General features: G+C 70.3%; 17 protein-coding genes. 7 read left to right on the forward strand and 10 right to left on the reverse strand.

The window, feature by feature from the left end:
* Positions 1 to 155 precede the first annotated feature (155 nt).
* The 3 genes from ELQ40_RS15180 (at position 156) to ELQ40_RS15190 (ending at position 2,837) form a co-directional block, all read left to right on the forward strand.
* Entirely contained in the window at positions 156 to 1,124 is a 969-nt protein-coding gene (locus tag ELQ40_RS15180) for a transcriptional regulator TrmB (protein WP_127794445.1), read from the forward strand.
* A gap of 55 nt (positions 1,125 to 1,179) precedes the next feature.
* Complete coding sequence (locus ELQ40_RS15185) at positions 1,180 to 2,340, forward strand: epoxide hydrolase family protein (RefSeq protein ID WP_127794446.1); 1,161 nt, start codon at positions 1,180 to 1,182, stop codon at positions 2,338 to 2,340.
* Positions 2,341 to 2,516: 176 nt separating this feature from the next.
* Positions 2,517 to 2,837, forward strand: a complete 321-nt coding sequence (locus ELQ40_RS15190; protein WP_127794447.1) for a hypothetical protein — start codon at positions 2,517 to 2,519, stop codon at positions 2,835 to 2,837.
* Positions 2,838 to 2,997: 160 nt separating this feature from the next.
* Here the strand turns inward: ELQ40_RS15190 and ELQ40_RS15195 are convergent, their stop codons facing one another.
* The 3 genes from ELQ40_RS15195 to ELQ40_RS15205 form a co-directional block, all read right to left on the reverse strand.
* Complete coding sequence (locus ELQ40_RS15195; protein ID WP_127794448.1) at positions 2,998 to 4,218, reverse strand: DUF5684 domain-containing protein; 1,221 nt, start codon at positions 4,216 to 4,218, stop codon at positions 2,998 to 3,000.
* An 11-nt stretch (positions 4,219 to 4,229) separates the two neighbouring features.
* The gene (locus tag ELQ40_RS15200) at positions 4,230 to 5,042 is read right to left on the reverse strand and encodes a hypothetical protein (protein ID WP_127794449.1); all 813 of its coding nucleotides are present in this window, start codon (positions 5,040 to 5,042) and stop codon (positions 4,230 to 4,232) included.
* 229 nt (positions 5,043 to 5,271) lie between these two features.
* Entirely contained in the window at positions 5,272 to 6,819 is a 1,548-nt protein-coding gene (locus ELQ40_RS15205) for an HNH endonuclease signature motif containing protein (protein WP_127794450.1), read from the reverse strand.
* A 104-nt stretch (positions 6,820 to 6,923) separates the two neighbouring features.
* On the opposite strand from ELQ40_RS15205, the gene ELQ40_RS15210 reads away from it, so the two are divergent.
* Positions 6,924 to 7,679, forward strand: coding sequence for a hypothetical protein (locus ELQ40_RS15210; protein WP_127794451.1), 756 nt, complete (start codon positions 6,924 to 6,926; stop codon positions 7,677 to 7,679).
* 112 nt (positions 7,680 to 7,791) lie between these two features.
* Here the strand turns inward: ELQ40_RS15210 and ELQ40_RS15215 are convergent, their stop codons facing one another.
* Complete coding sequence (locus ELQ40_RS15215; RefSeq protein ID WP_127794452.1) at positions 7,792 to 10,047, reverse strand: hypothetical protein; 2,256 nt, start codon at positions 10,045 to 10,047, stop codon at positions 7,792 to 7,794.
* A 141-nt stretch (positions 10,048 to 10,188) separates the two neighbouring features.
* Here ELQ40_RS15215 and ELQ40_RS15220 point away from each other — a divergent pair, with 141 nt between their 5' ends.
* Positions 10,189 to 10,533: a hypothetical protein gene (locus tag ELQ40_RS15220; RefSeq protein ID WP_127794453.1), complete on the forward strand. Its 345-nt coding sequence runs from the start codon at positions 10,189 to 10,191 to the stop codon at positions 10,531 to 10,533.
* A gap of 126 nt (positions 10,534 to 10,659) precedes the next feature.
* Here ELQ40_RS15220 and ELQ40_RS15225 read toward each other — a convergent pair whose 3' ends face one another.
* Positions 10,660 to 11,310 carry a DNA-binding response regulator gene (locus ELQ40_RS15225; protein WP_127794454.1) on the reverse strand — a complete coding sequence of 217 codons (651 nt, stop codon included), beginning with the start codon at positions 11,308 to 11,310 and terminating at the stop codon, positions 10,660 to 10,662.
* A complete protein-coding gene (locus tag ELQ40_RS15230) occupies positions 11,307 to 12,608 on the reverse strand; it encodes a sensor histidine kinase (RefSeq protein ID WP_205649353.1) in 1,302 nt (433 codons plus the stop codon). Before ELQ40_RS15230 ends, ELQ40_RS15225 begins: the two co-directional genes overlap by 4 nt.
* A gap of 182 nt (positions 12,609 to 12,790) precedes the next feature.
* Between ELQ40_RS15230 and ELQ40_RS15235 the strand changes: the two genes are divergently transcribed.
* Complete coding sequence (locus ELQ40_RS15235) at positions 12,791 to 13,366, forward strand: hypothetical protein (protein WP_127794455.1); 576 nt, start codon at positions 12,791 to 12,793, stop codon at positions 13,364 to 13,366.
* 384 nt (positions 13,367 to 13,750) lie between these two features.
* On the opposite strand, the gene ELQ40_RS15240 is transcribed toward ELQ40_RS15235, so the two are convergent.
* On the reverse strand, positions 13,751 to 14,584 hold the full coding sequence (locus tag ELQ40_RS15240; RefSeq protein ID WP_127794456.1) for a hypothetical protein: 834 nt from the start codon (positions 14,582 to 14,584) through the stop codon (positions 13,751 to 13,753).
* A 257-nt stretch (positions 14,585 to 14,841) separates the two neighbouring features.
* Positions 14,842 to 15,918 (reverse strand): VanZ family protein, encoded by a 1,077-nt coding sequence (locus tag ELQ40_RS15245; RefSeq protein WP_240665818.1) that lies wholly within the window; start codon positions 15,916 to 15,918, stop codon positions 14,842 to 14,844.
* A gap of 306 nt (positions 15,919 to 16,224) precedes the next feature.
* On the opposite strand from ELQ40_RS15245, the gene ELQ40_RS15250 reads away from it, so the two are divergent.
* On the forward strand, positions 16,225 to 16,620 hold the full coding sequence (locus ELQ40_RS15250) for a YciI family protein (protein ID WP_127794457.1): 396 nt from the start codon (positions 16,225 to 16,227) through the stop codon (positions 16,618 to 16,620).
* A 106-nt stretch (positions 16,621 to 16,726) separates the two neighbouring features.
* Here ELQ40_RS15250 and ELQ40_RS18840 read toward each other — a convergent pair whose 3' ends face one another.
* Positions 16,727 to 16,882: a hypothetical protein gene (locus ELQ40_RS18840; RefSeq protein WP_164863637.1), complete on the reverse strand. Its 156-nt coding sequence runs from the start codon at positions 16,880 to 16,882 to the stop codon at positions 16,727 to 16,729.
* 192 nt (positions 16,883 to 17,074) lie between these two features.
* Positions 17,075 to 18,877: a DUF262 domain-containing protein gene (locus tag ELQ40_RS15255; RefSeq protein WP_164863639.1), complete on the reverse strand. Its 1,803-nt coding sequence runs from the start codon at positions 18,875 to 18,877 to the stop codon at positions 17,075 to 17,077.
* Between the last annotated feature and the right edge of the window lie 125 nt (positions 18,878 to 19,002).

Raw genomic sequence — 19,002 nt, forward strand, 5'->3', positions numbered from 1 at the left:
GCGAAGCCCGGTTCCGGCGACGGTGATGGCTTGCTGCGACGCTCCCACAGGCCGGTGGCTAGGGTGGTGGCGGAGAGATGCCATGGCCGCGATCCGCCAATTCGACCCCCGTTCGGGGGCCACCCCCGGAGCGAGGATGAAGGAAGGCGCACGCCGTGCTCGACGCGATCGGACTGGATGACGAGCACACGGCCGTGTACCGGCTGCTGCTCGCCGTGCCCTCGGCCGACCTCGCCGAAATGACGACCGCATCGGGACTCGACGGTGTGCGCGTCGGCCAGGTGCTCGCCGAGCTGGAACGCCTGGGCCTCGCGGCGCGACAGGCGTCGGCACCCGACCGGCTCGTCGCCTCGCCCCCCTCGCTCGCGCTGCGGCCGATCCTGCTCGAACGCGAGCGCCGCCTGACGGAGGCGCACGAGGCCCTCGTCGCCCTCAGCGACCTGTACCGGTCGGGAGCGGCGCAGCGGTCGGCGCCCGACGTCGTCGACGTGGTGCTCGGCGCCGACGCCGTGGTGCAACGGATCGGGCAGCTGCAGGCCGCGGCATCCGAACGCGTCGACGTCTTCGTGCTCAGCGACGTCGCCATCCTGCCATCCTCGGAGAACGTCGAGGAGGACCGCGCACTCGAGCGCGGCGTCCGGTACCGCGTGATCGTCGAGACGGGCGTGCTCGACCGGCCCGGGTTCCTCGATGCAGCGCGGGCCACGTTCGCCCTCGGCGAGGAGATCCGCGTGCTGCCCTCGCTGCCGACGCGGATGTTCATCGCCGATGGCCAGCGTGCGCTGCTCCCGATGTACTCGCACGGCGACCGCAAGGTCTCGGGCGCGCTGCTGGTGCACCCGAGCGGCCTGCTCGACCTCGTCAACGCGATGTTCGCGGAGTACTGGCGCACCGCGACGGTGCTGGTCGACGCGGAACCTGCGGCCGGCGACGACGCCGAGGCGCGCATCGACCGCGACCTGCTGAAACTGCTCCTCATCGGCATGACGGATGCCGCCGCCGGCGCGCAGCTCGGCATCTCGGTGCGGACCGTCCAGCGCCGCATCGCGGAGCTCATGGCGCGCGCGGCCGTGACGAGCCGGCTCCAGCTCGGCGCCGAGGCCGTGCGTCGCGGTTGGGTGTAGCGGTTGGGCGTAGCGGCCGGTTCCCCTGTCGGCGGCACGGCGTAGCGTGCCGGGTATGACGACGGCGCGGCCCTTCGAGATCCGGGTGCCCGACGAGGTGCTCACCGACCTGCACGATCGGCTGCGGCGCGCCAGGCTGCAGCCCGATTCCCCGCGTAAGCCCTCTTCGGGGATGTCGGGCGACTACCTGCGGCGGCTCGTCGACGCGTGGCTCGCGTTCGACTGGCGCGAGCGCGAGACGTGGCTGAACGGGCATCCGCAGTTCCTCGCCGACGTCGGCGACACGACCCTGCACTTCGTCCACCGGCGTGCCGAGCGAGCCGATGCACCGGTGCTGCTCGTCATGCACGGCTGGCCGCACACGTTCGCGCTGCAACTCGCGCTCGTCGACGCCCTGCCCGACGTGCACGTCGTCGCGCCGAGCCTGCCCGGCTTCGCGTTCTCGACGCCGTACGCAGACGGCGAGATGAGCGAGACCCGCCTGGCCGACACCATGCACCGGCTGATGACCGAGGTGCTCGGCTACGAGCGCTACCTCACCTACGGCGAGGACGTCACGGCGAACGTGAGCGACCTCATCGCCGCGACGTACCCCGGAGTGGCGGGCATCCTCGCCACGCATTCGCACTTCCCGAACCAGGAGCAGCGCGAACAGACGACGGATGCCTCGGAGCGCGCATTCTTCGACACGCTCGCGGCGTTCCACGGCGACCACGGCGCGTACGGACACGTGCAGGGCACCCGCCCCGACACACTCGCCACGGCGTTGAACGACTCGCCCGCAGGGCTGCTCGCGTGGCTCGCCGAGAAGCTCGTCGAGTGGAGCGACACCCCGTGGCGATCAGACGGTGACGGCGGCCCGGGCGGTGACGGCGACTCCGGCGGTGACCGCGGCCCCGCCACGGTCGAGCGGCGCATCTCCCGCGAGCGCATCCTTACCGAGGCGACGATCTACTGGGTCACCCAGTCGATCCGGTCGTCGTTCCGCCCGTACTACGAGGGCGCCGACCAGCCCGGCGTGATCCCGCCGACGCGCGTGCCCGCGGTCGTGGCCATCCAGCGGCACGAGTCGACGTACCCGGAGTCGCTCGCCCGCGCGCACTACCTCGACCTCCGCTCGTTCGAGCGACTCGACGAGGGCGGGCACTTCACCGCGGCAGAGGTTCCCGAGGTGGTCGCCGGGCTCGTGCGTCGGCTGGTCGCTGAGGCGTGGTGACCGGGACGTGGTGACTCAGGCGTGGCGACAGGTGCGTGGCGACAGCTGCGTGGTGACCGGGGCGTGGTGACGGGCGGCCCGGTCGCCGGTGGGTCGACCAGCCATGGGTCGAGGGGCGCCCGCTCCCCTGTTCTGGGGCTCTATCGGCGGAACCCGAGCGGTCGTAGGCTCCGGTCATGCTCCTGCCCCCACTCGAGTTCATGAACGAGGACCCCGACGCCCCGGTCGATGAAGTCCTCCGCACCGGCGGTCGCCGGACCGCGTTCCGAAGCGCGCACGGCATCACCCACGTCACCGTCCTGGTCATCTCCGACTTCGACCCGGATCCCGTCTACGAGGTCTCGCACAGCTCCTTCGTCGAGCCGAAGCCGGGCGACCGCCGGCCGCTCTGGGAGTCGACCACCCTCCACCACGTGCTCGACGAGGCGCTCACGACGATGCAGCAGGTCCATTTCGACCCGCCGATCGACGAGGAGACGACGCCGGGCACCGCCTGACCGTTTCCTCGAGGCGGTCGCGGACGGTGCGTGCCTCGCGTCGCCGCCCCTCGCCTGCGCGTTCGACGTCCGGGGTCCACGACGTGACTGCTGCTCGCGACGACGACGGAGCCCCGTCCGGAGCATCCGCCGTCGTGCGGGTGCGCGGTCTGGGCGAAGGTCAGGCCTGCGGCGGCGCCCACGGGTGCTGCGGAGCGGCGTCCGGCACCCACTGGCCGTTCTCCAGGTGGTACCCGGGATACGGCGACGCAGCCGCGGCCGGCGCGACGTCGGGCACCCACTGGCCGTTCTCGAGGTGGTAGCCGGGGTACGGCGACGGCTCGGCAACCGCGGCGACCGGCGCGGCGGGAGCCGGGGCGGCATCCGCCACCCACTGGCCGTTCTCCAAGTGCCAACCCGGGTACGGCGACGGCTCGGCAACCGCGGCGGCAGGAGCCGGAGCGGCATCCGCCACCCACTGGCCGTTCTCCAAGTGCCAACCCGGGTACGGCGACGGCTCGGAAACCGCGGTGACCGGCGTCGCGGCGACCGGAGCGGCATCCGCCACCCACTGCCCGTTCTCGAGGTGATACCCGGGATACGGCGACGGTTCGGAAACCGCCGGCGCGACCGACTCGGCGGCAGGAGCCTCGGTCGCAGGCGCCTCGGTCGCGGGTGCCTCGGTCGCGGGCGCGTCGGCGGCAGTCGCGTCTGCGGCAGTCGCGTCGGCGGCAGTCGCGTCGGCCGCCGCAGAATCGACGGTCAGTCCCGCGTCCGAGACGGGCGCGGGCACGGGTTCGAACGCGGGTTCGGGCTCCGTGACCGGCACCGCCGCTGCAGCGACCGGCGCGACATCCGCCACCCACTGCCCGTTCTCGAGGTGGTACCCGGGGTAGGGCGACGGGATCGCGGGTGCGGCGGCGGTCGCCGCAGTCGCTGCGACCGGCGCGTATCCGGGATACCCGCCATACGCGCCGCCGATCGCCGGCGCGGCGTAGGCCGGTACCGGCAGCGCCAGCTCGGGCCGCCACTGCGACGTGCGTCCGTGCGCAAGGAGCGCCATCCAGACCAGCGGCAGGAAGATGTACAGCGCGACGAGCCCGCCGCCCTTGCCGAAGCCCTTGCCGATCCGGAAGGCCGCGATGATCAGGAAGACCAGTGCGACGACATTCGCGACCGGCACGAGCGACAGCAGTGCGTACCAGCCGGGCTGGCCGCTGAGTTCGAGCATCTTCCACGAGTTGTAGACCGGCACCCAGGCCGGCCAGCCCTCGTTGCCCGCCTTCTGGAAGATCCGCGAGAGGAAGAGGCCGGTGAGCACGTAGGCCGCGACGGCGTAGACGAAGACCACCGCCCAGAGCGCGATGGTGAGGCCGATGATGGGAGTCGGGTCGTAGTTCATCTCATCGTCCTTCAGTAGAGCGCGATCGAGAGCAGGTCGGGCAGTTCGTTGAGCGTCGTCTCGAGCGTGGCCGCGTCAGGGCATGAGACGGTCGCGAAGACGCCCTCGCCGATGCCGCTGAACGCGCGCGCGATGGTGACCGTCGTGCTTCCGTCGGCCGAGGCGGTTCCCGCGACGACCGCGTCGGCCTGGCCCTGGTCGACCCAGTCGTCAGTGGTCAGCACGTAGTCGTCGACCGAGGCCGGGTCCACCGGTGCGCCCGCGAGGAATCCGAGGTACGAGATGCTGGCCTCGCGGTCGCCCGCGGTGACGTCGATCGACGGGTCGAGCTCGCCGTAGTCGTACCAGACGGTGCACCCGGTCTCGGGGTTGTCGTATCCGAGGTAGCTCGGGCCCTCCTCGACCGTGTACTCCCACCCCGCCTCCTCGAACGACTCGTCGACGATCGTGTCGGCGTCGGTGATCTCGACGTCCCACGGGAGGTCGACGGGGAGCGGTGCGTAATCCGAGCCTCCGGCGTCGCCCTCGTCGTATGTGGCGAAGTCGTCGGTGATCGACTCGCTGTACGACACCGACTGGGCGATAGTCGTGGCGATGAGCGCGATGTAGAGGATCGGGAGGAGCACGATCGGGATCGCCGAGACGATGATCGCGACGGGCAGTGCCCACTTGCCGCCCTGTGGTGCCGGCGGCTCTGGAGCAGCGCCGGGCTGCCCGGACTGGTCCGGCGAAGGCTGGGCCTGCGCCGGCCCCGGCGTCTGCTGGGCCGCGGGGTACTGCTGCGCCGGGTACGGGGGCGGCTGGTTCGGATCGTAAGAGGTCACGGCGCTCCGTTCGAGCAGCGTTCGACGACGCTGAGCGGAAGGGGGGTGGGCGCGACGGTCTCGGGCCCGAGATCAGATCGTATCGGTGGAGGCGTTCCGTTTCGATGGGGACCCGGATGGGGAGTCGGGTCGAGCGCCCCGCGGTCGCGCGCGGGACGTACGGCGCCCGGCGGTCGGAGCGCGTCCTGCACGCACGACCGCCCAGCAGCCCATCGAGTTCTCGTCGTCCTCACGCCGCCGGACTTCGTTCGCGTCCTTCGCGCCGGTCGGCGAACCGTGTTGGCGATTTCGTCGAGGGCCGCCAACCTCCTCCCGGATCGAGCCACGCCGGCGGGCGGACGTGCGGGACACCGCGGATCATCCGGATGCCCCACCCCGAGGTGTCGATCGATCGATGGTGGAACCAGCAGAGCAGAACCCCGTTGTCGGGATGCGTCGGTCCTCCGACGGCGTCGGGCACGACATGGTGGATCTCGCACCACGAAGCCGGCACCGAGCAGCCGGGAATCACGCATCCGCCGTCTCGCACGGTGATCGCCCGCCGTTGGTGCGGGGTGAAGCAGCGTTCGGGCGAGCCGAGCGACATGATGCGACCCGCGTCGTCGAGCACCACGGCCTGCGTGCCGCCGGTGCAGATCATGTGCCGGGCGGCGCGCAGCGCGATCGGCGCCTCGACGCCGTCGGCGTGCGCGACGCCGCGACCCGACTCGAGATCGGATTGGCGCACGCTCACCAGCACGGTGGGTGAAGCGCCGCCGATCGACGGGTGCTCCCCAGACCTCGCCGCGCTGTCGATCGCGGCGGCCAGCACGTCGTGACGCTGCTGGTCGGGCGTGCGCTGCTCGCCCGTCGCTGCGGCCGCCGCGCGCTCGGCGGCGGTCTGGAATCCGGCGCCGGCCCGCGGCGACGCGTAGGCATCGAAGAGGCGACGCAGCCTCGCCGCGACCTCCGGCATCAGGTCGCCCGTCACCGGGACCAGGCCGTCGCGCGCTCGTCCGAGTCGGAATCCACGCCGCCGCATGGCGCGGGCATCGCCGACGCCCGAGACGTCGCGCGCGCCATCCCTCGGCTCGGGGCCGTCCTGGTCGAGGAACGTCGACCAGGCGCGCGCCTGCACCCGCAGTTCGTCGGCCGTGCATCGGAGTGGGGACCCTTCGCCCGCCCCGATCGCCTCGGCCACCAGGCACCGCTCGGCCGTGGCCATCGCAGCCGGATCGGCCACGGCCTGGGCCCGCTCGAGCTCGCGGACGACGACTGCCGCGGCATCCAACCCGACCGCCCCGTCGGCGAGCGCGGCCGCGACAGCGGGGAACGGAGCCGGCAGCGGCGCACCGTTCAGGGCGACACGCTCCCGCGTGGCCGTTCCGAGCGCGAGGCGCCGCCGGCACTCGGCGGCGGAGGCATCCGTCACGCGTTCGAGGAGTTCGACCGCCGAACGGCAGCCTCTGCGGGCCGACAGCCGAGCGTCCCCGAGTTCGGCGCGCGACCGTTCGGCGATCTCACCCGCGACCGCCACGCGCTGTGCGTCGACCAACCGGCCGAGCGCCTCGATCGTTCGTGCCTCGACGAGCAGTCCGTCGTCGGTGCGGATCGCCGGGGACCTGTCGGCGAAGGCGCTCGCGAGCATCGAGCTGAGCTGCTCGAGTTGGTCGCGCGTCGGGTCCATGAGATCATCCTGCCTGCACCCACCGACACTCATCACTCGGAGAAATCGCAGGTCAGACTGTGAATAACTCACCGAATCGCGACCTGTGGAGGAGCAGTCGACCGACCGCACCGACACGACCCGCGCAGCAGCACCGCCACGCGAAACGTCCGCACCTCCACGAAACGCCGCCCGCCCCTTGCCCCGGCCCGCCGCAGCGCGCCACCATACATGGCATGCACTTCGCCGGCGTGCTTCCCGAGGATGCCCCGGACCCGCGCGTCGAGGCGACCGCGCGGCTCCGGTCGGTGCCGTTCGCGGTGGTCGGGCTCGCGCCGCAGGCCGCGCTCGAGGACACCGGATTCCCGGGGTTCGAGGAGTCGATCTCGTGGCGCAACGGCGACCCGTCGGGTTCACGCGCGACGACCCGGCTGACGGTGTCGCTGACCTACCAACTGTGGCGCAACCCCGACGACCGCGACGATCCCGTGAACCTCGCCGGCTCCGTTATCAACGACGATGACGAGCCGACGCGTGACGCGCTCGATGACGTACCGCCGTGGCCCCGGCCGGCGTGGCTCGTCGAGCAGGCCGAGCGCATGCGGCATCCGCACCTCTGGGAGGTGGTGCGCACGTCCTGGCATCGCGACCGCTCGGAGGACGCGAGCGTACCGTGGCTGCTCGCCCATCACGTCAACCACATCCTCATGAACCGCTTCCGCGACGAGGTCGGCTACGTCCACGGCACGCCGCTGTGGGAGGACCATTCGGGCTGGCAGGTCGCCGACCGTGCGGCCCGCGGCGGGGTCACTGCTCGCCTCGACGGGGTGGACGTGCCCGCCGTCGAGATCGACACCGATCCGTTCGTCTACGGCATCGGCTTCGACCTCGCGCCTGGCGTGTTCGTGACGGCGGCGATTCCGCGCGACGAGCTGCGGTACCTGGATGTCTCGTTCGCGACGGTGTTCCCCGGCACGGCTCCGGGGGCATGACCGGCAGCGGGCCTGACGGGCCGCAGAGCCTGACGAGCCGCGGAGCCTGACGAGCCGCACAGCGCGAAGGATCGCCGACGGCGACGGTCGGCAGCAGCCCTCAGCGCCTCCCTCAGTCCCGCCGCTTCGCGAGCACTCCGCCGACGAACCCGAGCACGGCGCCGAGCCAGATCAGCACGAGTCCGAGCCCGAGCGGCGGCACGAACGCCGCTACCGCGAGGAACAGCAGCAGCCCGAGCGTCACGAGCACGATGACGACGGCGCTGAACCGCGTGAGCCGGCCCGACGTGCCGATCATGCCGAGCAGCATGAGGGCGGCCAGCACGAGCACGAGCACGCGGACCGCGGGTTCGAGCAGCGACAGGTTCGTGACGTCGACGCCCGACCTCGCGAGTTCGGCGATGAGCTGCGCCGACGGCAGGAACGCGTCGAACCCGGCGAACCACTCCATGAACGCGCCGATGATCACGAGCAGCCCGCCGATGATCACGAGGATGCGGCTGACGACGGGCCGGCGGTCGGTCGCGGCCTGGGTGAGGGTGGCATCCGTCTCGATCGATCGCACGCCGTCGGAGGCGCTCACCCGGATGCGCCGCAGCACCGACTCCTTCGCCTCGGGCCGTGGCGCGTCGACGACGAGTCGTGCCGCGACGACGCCGCCGGGCGGTGCCGAGAGTTCGGCCGGGAAGAACGTGAGGCGCGCCGCACCGTCTTCGGATGCCCCGTCGAGCCGCACCGCGAGCGGGTCGAGGCCGCGCTGGTTGTCGATGACGACCTGGAACGTCGCCTGCCGCTCGTTGACGATGAGCTGCGACGGCGGTTCGACGCGGATCGCGGCCGTGAGGATCGGCTCGGGCGGCGACGACAGCTCGACGACGCCGGTCGCCTCGACATCGCGCACCCCGTCGGATGCGACGACCGAGAACGGATGCCGCTCCGTCTCGCCGCGCGGCGGCAGCGGCGCGCTGAGCCGCCCGCGCACGCGTTGCACCGAGCCCGGCTCGAGCACGACCTGTTCGCTGCTGAACGCGAACCCGATGGCCTGCGCCGGGTCGCGTCCGGCGAGCGTCAGGGTCACCTCGTGCACACCGCCGCGGTGGTCGACGATCACGTCGAAGTCGCCGATGTTGCCGCGCTCGAGTTCGAGCGTGCTCGGTTCGATGCGCACGCGCACGGGTGCGTCGACCGCCTCGGCCGTGGTGCGCTGCACGAGCGTGAGGGTCACCGCCGAGCGCCCGGCGTCGTTGCCGGCCCCGACGGTGACCTGCCGGCTGAGTTCGCGCCCGGGTTCGGGTTCGGGCGCCGTGAACGCGACCTGGAGTTCGACGACCTGCCCCGCGGGCACCGAGACGACCGCGGGCGCGAACGCGAAGCGCACGACCTCCTCGGCATCCGTCGCCGTGAGCCGAACCGTCTGCGGGAAGTTCGCCGCCCGGTTGTCGAGCCGCACCGTGAACTCGCCCGCCGCGTGGTCTTCGAGCCGGATCAGGCTCGGCCGCACCTCGAGCGTCGCGCTCGGCCCGAGCGGCGGCACGGTCAGCTGCAACGTGACCTCGGCGGCACGCTCGGGTTCGGCTCGCGACGAGATGCGCAGGGTCAGCGCGATGCGCTGCGCGAGCACGAGCACGCCCTCGCGCAGCGTGATCGTGATCGGCACGGCGCCTTCCTGCCCGGGCATGAGGTGGGTGTCGCCGACCGTCACGTCGACCCAGTCGGGCGCGGCGACGGGCGTCACGTCGTAGCCGTCGACGATCGACGATGGATTCGCGAGCTTCAGCACGACGGTCGCCGCGGCTCCCGGCGCGACCATCGCCTCGGTCACCTCGAGCGACGCGTCGGGCGCCTCGATTCGAGCCGGCGCAGCCGCCGACGGCGGCGCGGGCGACGCGTCGGGGACCGACGGGCCGGGCTGGGTGGGCGCTGGCTGGGTGGGTGCGGGCTGGGTCTGGGCGGGCTTGGTCGACGGTACGGATGACTCGGGCGGCGCGGTTGCGGAGGCTTTCGCGGCGATCGAATCGGGCGCGTCGGCGGTCGCGGGCGACTCGGCGGTCGCGGGCGCCTCGGTCGTCGCGGGCGCAGCGGCGGCTGCGGAATGGGCGGCCGTCTCCTGCGCGGCGGCGGTCGCCGCAGGCGCGCCGGCGGTCGCGGCCGCTGCCGTCGGCGACCCACCCTGCACCGGCGCTTCGACCTGTACCGGCACCTGCGTCGTCGGCACCGCGTCGACGACGGTCGGCACGAGCCCGGTCAGCGGTTCGCCGTCGAGCGTCGAGGCGCCGGAGTCCCAGCCGAGGTACGTGTCGCAGGAGCGGCAGAACTGCGCGGCGGCGTCATTGGTCGACCCGCACACCTCGCACACGCGCTCAGCCATCGTCCACCCCCGGTCATCGTCCACCCCCGGCGTTCAGGGCGACCGTACCGCCGCGGCATCCGTGCGGCCAGCCCCGCCCGGGCACGCTGCCCGAACGGGAACGGAGTATGCCCTGCCCGCGGCCGTGCCTAGACTCGCTCCGTGGCACGGCGACGCGACGGCATGGAGACCCGGGAGGTCCGCGTGTACCCGCGCAACCGCACGCCCGGCGTCGTGGTCGCGATGACCGTGATCGTGCTGATCGCCGTGGGCGGGCTCGTGCTCGGCGCCGGGCTCACGATCTGGCTCGTGGCCGAGACCTTCCGCGACCCGGCCGTGCTGCTCTCCGACATCGGGCGCGCCCGGAGCATCCCGGGGTGGATGGGACTGATCGCCGGACCGCTGCTGTTCCTCGGATGCGGCGAGATCCTCCGCAAGAACACGGGGTTCCTCAAGGAGCTCTACGTCGGCCGCGTCGAGACCCGCCGCGTCCGCAAACGCCGCTGACCCCGCCGACCCCACGCCGCCCGCCCTTCATTCGAACCACCACGTGGCGTTCGAACCCGTGCTCGACGGTGTTCCGTCGCCAGATCGTGGTTAGAACCGGAGGGGCACGGAACACGACGGGACGGGCTAGATCCAGCCCTGCTCCCAGGCCTTTTCGGCGGCCTCGTGGCGCGATGACGCGTTGAGCTTCGTCATCGCCGACGAGAGGTAGTTGCGCACGGTGCCCTGCGCGAGGTGCAGGCGCTCGGCGATCTGCTGCACGCTCATCGTCGACCGGCTGTAGCGCAGCGCGTCGAGCTCGCGGTCGGTGAGCGGGCAGCGTTCGGCGCTGAGCGCGGTCGCGGCGATCTCGGGGTCGACGTAGCGTCGGCCTGCGGCGACGTCGCGGATCACGTGCGCGAGCTCCTCCGCGGGCGTCGACTTCGGCACGAACCCGGCGACCTTCGAGGCGAGCGCCCGCCGCAGCACGCCCGGGCGGGCGTGGCGCGTGACGATCACGACGCGGGCCGACGGCACGGATGCCGCGATGCGCGCGGCCGCTTCGAGCCCGTCGGCCTCGGGCATCTCGAGGTCGAGCAGGCACACGTCGGGTGTCGTCGCGATCGCCTGCTCGGCGGCCTCGACCCCGTTCTCGGCGGTCGCGACGACCTCGATATCGTCCTCGAGGTTCAGCAGGGCGACGAGCGCGCCACGGATCAGGTGCTCGTCGTCGGCGATCAGCAGGCGGATGCTCCGGCCCTCGCCCTTCGCGGCGCCGCCCGTGCCCGCGCCGCTCATGCGCCCGCCTCCACGCGCAGCGGCACCTCGGCGCGCAGGGTGAACTGCGAGCCCGAGGCATCCGTCGCGGTCTCGATCGTGCCGCCGATCGCGTCGAGGCGATCGCGAAGGCCCGCGATGCCGGATCCGGTTCCCGGCGGATCGGCCGCGGCATCCGTCACCCCGTCGTTCTCGATCTCGAGCACGCACCGATCGCCCTCGACGCGCAGGGCGATGCGCACGTGCGCCGCCGAGCTGTGCCGCAGGATGTTCGTCGTCGCCTCGCGCACGACCGACCCGAGCGCGCTGCGCGCGGCGGCATCCGTCGGCAGGTCGGCGAGCTCGAGCGTGCAGTCGGCGCCGGCCGCAGTGAGCACCTCGCGGGCGTTCTCGAGTTCGTCGTCGAGGGCGACCTGGCGGTATCCGGCGACGAGGGAGCGGGTGCCCTCGAGCGCCTCCTTGGCGATGAGCCGCACCTCGTGGATGTTGTCGCGCGCGGCCTGCGGGTCGCGGTCGAGCAGGCGTTCGGCGAGCTCGGCCTTGAGCGAGATGACCTGGAGGTGGTGGCCCTGGATGTCGTGCAGGTCGCTCGCGAACCGCAGCCGCTCCTGCGTGACGGCGAGCTCTGCGGCGATGCGCCGGTTGCGGTCGAGCTGCACGACGATCTGCCACCACCACAGGCTCGAGAACAGCATCGCGGGCAGCAGTGCCGAGTAGACGAGCACGGGCCAGCCGCCGGATCCGAGTTCGAACGCATTCGCGGCGATGCCGCCGATGCGCTGCGCGATGAGCAGGTGCGCGACGACGAGGGCAGCGGATGCCCCGAGCACGAGCCACCCCGTACGCCGCGGTACGAGGCACGCGATGAGGCACGCGCTCGCCCAGAGCGCCGCCGCGGCGACGAATCCGCCGCCGGGGGCGAAGAGTCCGAGCACGTAGACGGCTGCGGCCGGCACGAGCACCGCGACGGTCCACGCGGGGTGCGGCAGGCCGCCACCGCGGCCGACGCGCAGGAACCAGCAGTACCGGATCTGCAGGCCGGCGCAGACGAGCTGCAGCACCACGAGCGACGCCATCAGCGCGCCGGGGGCCGGCACGTACCCCTCGAGCAGGATCAGCGCGACGAAGACGTCGTAGAAGCCGATGAAGAACACGAAGCTGCTGAGCGTGTACAGCCAGGTGGTGTGCACGCTGCGCGAGGCGGCGACCGGCGGCGTCGGTACGGCCCGCGTCGATGCCGGCGGCGGCGCTGGCGGCGTCGATGCTGGCGGCGTCGGCTCTCCCGGGGATCGTTCGGCGGGCGCGGGCGTTGCAGGCACGGTTCCGAGCGTATTCGAGGCATCCGACGCCCGGCAGTGACAGATGTCATGCCCTGACGTGCGCGATCGCACGCGCAAGTCGTGACGGTACGACACTGCCGCCGATCGGCGCCGAATCGTTGGATGGAGGTATCGCAACCGCGACGGATGTCATCGCTCCACCGCTCACGAAAGGCTTCGCCATGATCGACGCACTGCAGGGATTCGCCGCCTCCTTCCCCGACTGGCTCCAGTGGCTGGGCGTGATGATCGTCTCGGCGATCCCGTTCGTCGAGGTCGAGGCCGGCTCGGTCATCGGGGTGCTCATCGGGCTGCCGGTGGTCGTCGCCGTCGGCGTCGCGGTGATCGGCAACTTCCTCTCGATGCTGATCGTCGTGCTCGTCGCCGACCGCACCCGCCGCACGGCGATCGAGATGCGGCGCCGCAAGCGCGCCCTCGTCGGTGCAGGTGCGCCCGGCGCAAGTGTGCGCGGTGCGGGAGCCGGTGCCGCCGACGTCGACGAGGCATCCGTCACCACCGCGGGACCCGGGGAGTCGCCGCGCCGCGAGAAGCTGCGCCGCTCGTTCGACCGGTACGGCATCGCCGGCGTGAGCCTGCTCGGCCCGACGATCCTGCCGACCCAGATCACGTCGGCCGCGATGATCTCGTTCGGCGCCAATCGCAATCTCGTGATCCTCTGGCAGACGATCGCGATCATCCTCTGGGGCGTCGTCTTCGGGGTGCTCGCGTCGCTCGGGCTGTCGATCGCGACGCACTGAGCGGATGCCGCGGGCGGGCGCCTGCGGCGGATGCCGCGGGGCAGGGTTGTCGCGGATGCCGCGGGCGGGGCTCGCGGCGCAGGGACCGGGTCGGGCGCAGGGGGACGCGTCCGGCCCTTCTGCGTGCGCGGCTTCGCCTCAGCAGGCCCGCACGTCACGCCGAGCCGCCCTGCTTCGCTCGGTTCGCGCATGAAGTCGCATTCCGGGTTCCGCATGCCGGCTCGCCCCATCGACGATGAGGCGGGATCGGCACACCCGATCCGGCCGAGGCACCGCAACGATGCACGACCCCAGCACCGATCGCGCATCAAGGAGGTGGATCGCCGGCGTACGAACGACGGAGGGGCGGATGCGCCGACGCATCCGCCCCTCCGATCGGGTCGTTCAGCCGCGGGCGGCCTCCCGGCGACGAGCCGCGATGACCGCGATCGCACCGGCGCCCAGCAGGAGCGCCGCGATGCCGCCGAAGCCGGCGTCGGCGCCCGTCTCGGCGAGACCTCGGCCATTCGATGCGGCGGCGGCCGCGGCCGCGACGACCTCGATGGTCACCGAGGTGCTCACGCCGTCGACGGTCGCCGTGATCGTGTGCGGGCTCGCGGTCGGGAAGGTCACGGTCTGCCCGTCGATGACGTCGGTCGCGACGGAGCTGGTCAACACCGCATCGGCGGGGTCGATGGGCGTTCCCCACTTGTCGACTCCGCTCACCGAGAAGGTGAGCGAGCCACCGAGTTCGACGCTCGTCGCGCTCGGCGTCACCTGCAGGTCGACGGGAGCACCGAGCACGATCAGGGTCGCCACGCCGTACTGGTGGCCGGATCGGACGAACACCGCGCTTCCGGGGCTGCTCTCGCCGGCGGTCACCGTGCTTCCGTTGACAGTGGCCGAACCGTCGTCGGTGCCGAAGAAGTAGTCCAGCTCGGGCTGCGGGTCGAGGGGCACGCCGCCCTCTCGATCGAGCACCGTCACCTGGTACGTGACGGACTCGCCCGGCTTGACGATGATCTCGGCCGGAGTGAGCGCAAGCGTCTTCGTCTCTTCGACGGGCGGGGTCGTCGGCGGCGTGGGCGGCGAAGTGGGCCAAACGGGCTGCCCGACGGTGGGCGAGAGCGCCGGTGCGACGGGGATGTCAGTGGCCGATGCCGCCGTTGTTGCGGCGAATGAGAGGGTCGTCGCGAGTGCGAGGCTCGAAGTCGCGATGAGGATGCTGCGTCGTTGCAAAGGGGTCGGGTCCTTCCGAGGGCGTAGGGGCTGAAGTGACCGTAGCGATTTCTGGGCACGCGAACGATCTCGGGGAGATAACGATCTCCCCGTCGGCGCCCCCCTTCGGGGGTACCTCGGATGCTTGGGCTTCGAGACTTCTGCCGCCGTATTCAGCCCGGTTCCACAGGTCACCGAGCAACTTCCACGTCCACGTCCACGTCCACGTGTGAGCAGCGCCATCGTTGTGATTCGCGATGGCGCTTGACGCGGAACATCTACGATTCGCGATATTCCACCTGTGAGGGCTTCCGCGCATCCGCCACCCGCTGCCCGCTCAACAACCCCGGGAATCCCCGCCCGCCGGTCGACGCGAGCGTCGCGACGAGCGAGGCGATGAGGGCGAGCGAGTACCAGCCCGACGACCCGGTGAACGCGGCGAGCAGCTGGATGCCGCCGATCCCGCCGAGGAACCGCAGCAGCCGCGCCGCCCAGGTCGGATACCTCGAGCCGGTGTACTGCAGGCGCACGGCCGCATCCCCGATGGTGCGGCCGGCGACGAGCGCCGGGATCGCCGTGATGACGAACGGAATGGCGGGTGCGACGAGCGCGACCGCGGCGAGGAACTCGGGCGTCGGGTCGCCATCGAACAGCAACACGACGACGCCGACTGTCGCGAGCTGCACGGTCGCGGTGATGAACAGCACCGACATCGCGTCGACGACCATCGCCAGCACCCGGCGGGCACGCGTGACCGGCGTGGGATGGGCGGCGGCCGAGGCATCCGCTGCGCTCAGACGCCAGCTCGCGGGCAGCGTGAGCGACAGCAGCGAGCCGATCACCGCGCCGAGGGTGTTGGTGAGCAGGTCGTCGACGTCGAACACGCGGTACGCGCACGGGTAGAGGCCCCAGACGCCGGTGAGCTGCGTGAGCTCGATGAGCAGCGACAGGCCGAGTCCGGCGAGGAGCGACACGACCACGCCGCGCCGCCACAGCAGGCGCACGAACACGCCGAGCGGCACGAACAGCAGCACGTTCAGCGCGAGTTGCAGCACGGCCGGGTCGGTGAGCGGATGCCCCCGCCCGATCGCTCCCGCGATCTCGGGGACGAACTCGCCCGGGTTGAGGTTCACGCCGGCGCACCGCTCGATCTCGTCGGGGTCGGGCAGGGGCAGCAGCGTGTAGGTCCACACGGCGATGCCGTAGACGAGCATCGCGAACGGCACGAGCACGCGCCACGCCGTCAGCCGGCCGTGGCGGCGGTACGCGATCGCGACGTACGGCACGAACGCGAGGAGGCCGACGCCGACGCCGATCGCGATGGCCAGGATGCCCAGCAGCAGCTGGTCGTGCATGGATGTCTCCCCCGTCAAGGTTCGGTGGCCGGGCCGCCGCGAAGCCGGCTCTCAGTCCGCGGGATCTCACCCAGGGATCGCGGGTTCGTGAGTTCGTGCGTTCGCGCTTCGCGAGTTCGCAAGTTCGCGCGCTCGCTGTCGTCCAGCCGAGCCTAACGGGCTGGCGGCGGCCCAGCCCGCTCGGGAGAATTCCGACGTGCATGTCGATCGGGCCGATCGCCGTTCGACGCATGAGTGAGGGCGGCCGAGATCCGGCCGCCGGAGCCGCACCCGCGGCATCCGCTTCACCTCGAAAGGAACGGAACCGTGACCGTCTACTTCCTCACCCTGCCCCACCCGTCGGACTCCGAGCCCACGATGGACTCGCTCCGCGAGACCGACCCCGAGGCGATCGCAGCCGTCATCGAAGCCGTCGGAGCGTTCAACCAGTCCATCAAGGACGCGGGCGCCTGGGTGTACGCCGGCGGCCTCTACCCGCCGTCGACCGCGAAGAACGTCGACGCCACCTCGGGCGAGACCGTCGTGCGCAACGAGCCGTTCGTCGTCGCCGAGTCGTACCTCGGCGGATTCTGGCTCATCGACGTCGCCACCGAGGGGGAGGCGATCGACTGGGCCGCGAAGGCGTCGGCCGTCGTGCAGTCCCCCGTCGAGGTGCGTGCACTGCAGGAGCCGCCGGCGGAGCACGACAAGTACGAGGCGTGAGCGGACACGCCGGATGCCCCGGCGCGACGCCCCGGCGCGGCCGACCTGGCCGCCCGGGGCGTTCGCCTGTGTCGCGGTCACTCGCCGACGCCGCCGGCTATGCCGGTTACGCCGGTTCGGGCGCACCGCCTGAGGCGGTGTCGGCCTCGACGGTCTCGCCGTCCTCTTCCCGCTCCTCGGGCAGGTGGATGTCTTCGCCGTCGGGCCGCTCGCCGTCGTAGCCCTTCACGTCGCCCTCGGGCTCGTCATGCCGGTCGGTCATCATCATGTCCTCCTCGGTTCGCGTTTCACCGGTGAAACGTGCGGATGCCGCCACCGTACGTCGGCCCGATCCGATGCCGCGACGGGCTTGCGCCGGCGCGTTCGATGGGCAAGGGAATCTGCTTTCTACTTCGATCGAATCGGATGCCGCATCGCCGATACATCCGCGAAGATCATGAAAAGGGAGCTCGCCCTATTGGCCGGTCAATCCCTGTGTTTCGAGCGCGCTGAAGTCCGCTGGGTCGCCAAACTCGGGCCATCTTGCAAGCGCCCATGGCACGAGAACGTCGCCCCGCTGACGGACACTGTCCGCGTTCCATTCGACGTGAGAGTCGTAGAGGTGCTTCGTCGTGGAGAACACGGTCTCCAGTTTCAGCTTGGACTGAGCTTCTATCCAGCTGCTTGTGCCTTTGGAGCTATTTGCCTCGCTCGATAGTGGGACCAGATTCGCCCATGTGTGCAGAAGTTCTGCGTGCTCTTCGGGCGTGAAAGATGCCGCCCAAGAACCCTTCCGCTCCTGCGGGGCGACGTGATCGACCGTAATCGACGGGTAGGACTTGAGAATGTCCCCCGAGGTATGTGCGCGTTCGTACTCTTCGAGTACGTAGGAGCAGATCTTTCGGTGATACAGGTCGCCAAATCTGATCGCGGCTTCGAACTGCGCATCAGACGGAAAGGTCACCGTCTTGGACACAATTCCCGCGCGTACTGCCCTTGCGTCAGAGCCGGCGAGATTCCAGAGCCGCTTGAATATGGCGTGGAGACCTGTTGGCTCGATCCCACAGAAGGCGCGACGAATCAAGAAGGATTCAATTACGTGTAGACACTCGGCCGCATCAGACGTAGAGGCGTCGCCCTCGGCCGTTGCCGTCAGCAGCTGCATCACGTACGGATAGACCGACGAAGGCCGGTTGAGGGCAGTTAGGCGCCGAACCTGTTCGCGAACGGGTTCGTCTATCAGCTGAAGTCGCGCCGAGTGAATCGCGTTATATGCCGACTGGTGACGACGCAAACGGCGAACGATCTCTGCGACCGGATCGTCGGTGATCTCTTTCCAATCGTTTGACAGCGTCGAGAAAGTCGTAGCCTGCGTCACCGAATCACTCAGCGTCAAGGCAAACGGAAAAAAGTACTTCGCCTTCGATGAATCATCAGCGAAAGCATCTTCAAACGGCTTCCACTCCTGGCTGTAGGCGGCCTGGGCTGCTTTGGGATCAGCGTCAAGGTGTTTCAGAACCTCGTTTCGGACAAGATCGATGATGCCGAGCCGCTCGCCTTCTTTGTTCAGTCGATCGAAAACCTCGTTGGGGTCATGCTCGAGCCCGAGGCGAATTTCGACGAGCTCAAGCCTTTCGAGGATCGTTTCTCTGAGCGTCTCAAGGGTTGAAAAGTCTGAGACCGCGCCTTCGGCGGAGACGCGTGTACTCATGAGCCTGTCCGAGATACACCTCATGATCACCTTGTAGCCCTGTCGCATCGCCCCGCTCTCGTCGCCCACCGCCAGACTGGGGCTAGCCTGGACGCCCTTGATCCCACATTTCACCGCAGCGCGGTTGAGGATCGTTTCGAACTGCTTGGAGTCGACGAGCGTGGGACGAAGCTTCGGAACTCCCTTGGTGTTCTTCTTATTGCTTACGAGGTAAGTGTGAAACGTATCGCGAGCGAGTTCGATTCCTGGTTCGCCCATGGCGCTCGCCTGCTCGGCAACGGCGACAAGAATCAGGTAAAGCGTCGTTAACCGCTGCTGACCATCGATAATCCAATATCGGCCTGCAGCGGCCGACGTGGTCGGCGCTTCGTTATTGAACACGAGCGCGCCCAGAAATCTCTTCGTATATGCGCCGTCGATGACGGTATCGATATCGTCGAACAATTGCTTGATGTTGCGTTCGCCCCAGACAAATCGACGTTGGAAAAGCGGGCATGCCAAGACAATCTCATCGTCAAACCGATCGAGAACGAGAATTGGGTCCGCATCGAGTTGCTCGTGAGTCATTCTTCGCCTGCTCCTAAAGTTAACTGCGCCAATAGCCTGCCTGATCCCATGAGGCTCTCGCATCACTCTGAGCATCCGTCAGACCCACGAGACGAGACTCCCTGAGATTGTCAGATCAGTAGAGC

Origin of the sequence: Agromyces sp. LHK192 (genome assembly GCF_004006235.1) — a bacterium.
Taxonomy (GTDB): domain Bacteria; phylum Actinomycetota; class Actinomycetes; order Actinomycetales; family Microbacteriaceae; genus Agromyces.

Coding starts and splice junctions, on each gene's coding strand:
- ELQ40_RS15185 (WP_127794446.1), top strand. CDS start 1,180: ATGACGACGGCGCGGCCCTTCGAGATCCGGGTGCCCGACGAGGTGCTC.
- ELQ40_RS15190 (WP_127794447.1), top strand. CDS start 2,517: ATGCTCCTGCCCCCACTCGAGTTCATGAACGAGGACCCCGACGCCCCG.
- ELQ40_RS15195 (WP_127794448.1), bottom strand. CDS start 4,218: ATGAACTACGACCCGACTCCCATCATCGGCCTCACCATCGCGCTCTGG.
- ELQ40_RS15210 (WP_127794451.1), top strand. CDS start 6,924: ATGCACTTCGCCGGCGTGCTTCCCGAGGATGCCCCGGACCCGCGCGTC.
- ELQ40_RS15215 (WP_127794452.1), bottom strand. CDS start 10,047: ATGGCTGAGCGCGTGTGCGAGGTGTGCGGGTCGACCAATGACGCCGCC.
- ELQ40_RS15225 (WP_127794454.1), bottom strand. CDS start 11,310: ATGAGCGGCGCGGGCACGGGCGGCGCCGCGAAGGGCGAGGGCCGGAGC.
- ELQ40_RS15235 (WP_127794455.1), top strand. CDS start 12,791: ATGATCGACGCACTGCAGGGATTCGCCGCCTCCTTCCCCGACTGGCTC.
- ELQ40_RS15245 (WP_240665818.1), bottom strand. CDS start 15,918: ATGCACGACCAGCTGCTGCTGGGCATCCTGGCCATCGCGATCGGCGTC.
- ELQ40_RS18840 (WP_164863637.1), bottom strand. CDS start 16,882: ATGACCGACCGGCATGACGAGCCCGAGGGCGACGTGAAGGGCTACGAC.
- ELQ40_RS15255 (WP_164863639.1), bottom strand. CDS start 18,877: ATGACTCACGAGCAACTCGATGCGGACCCAATTCTCGTTCTCGATCGG.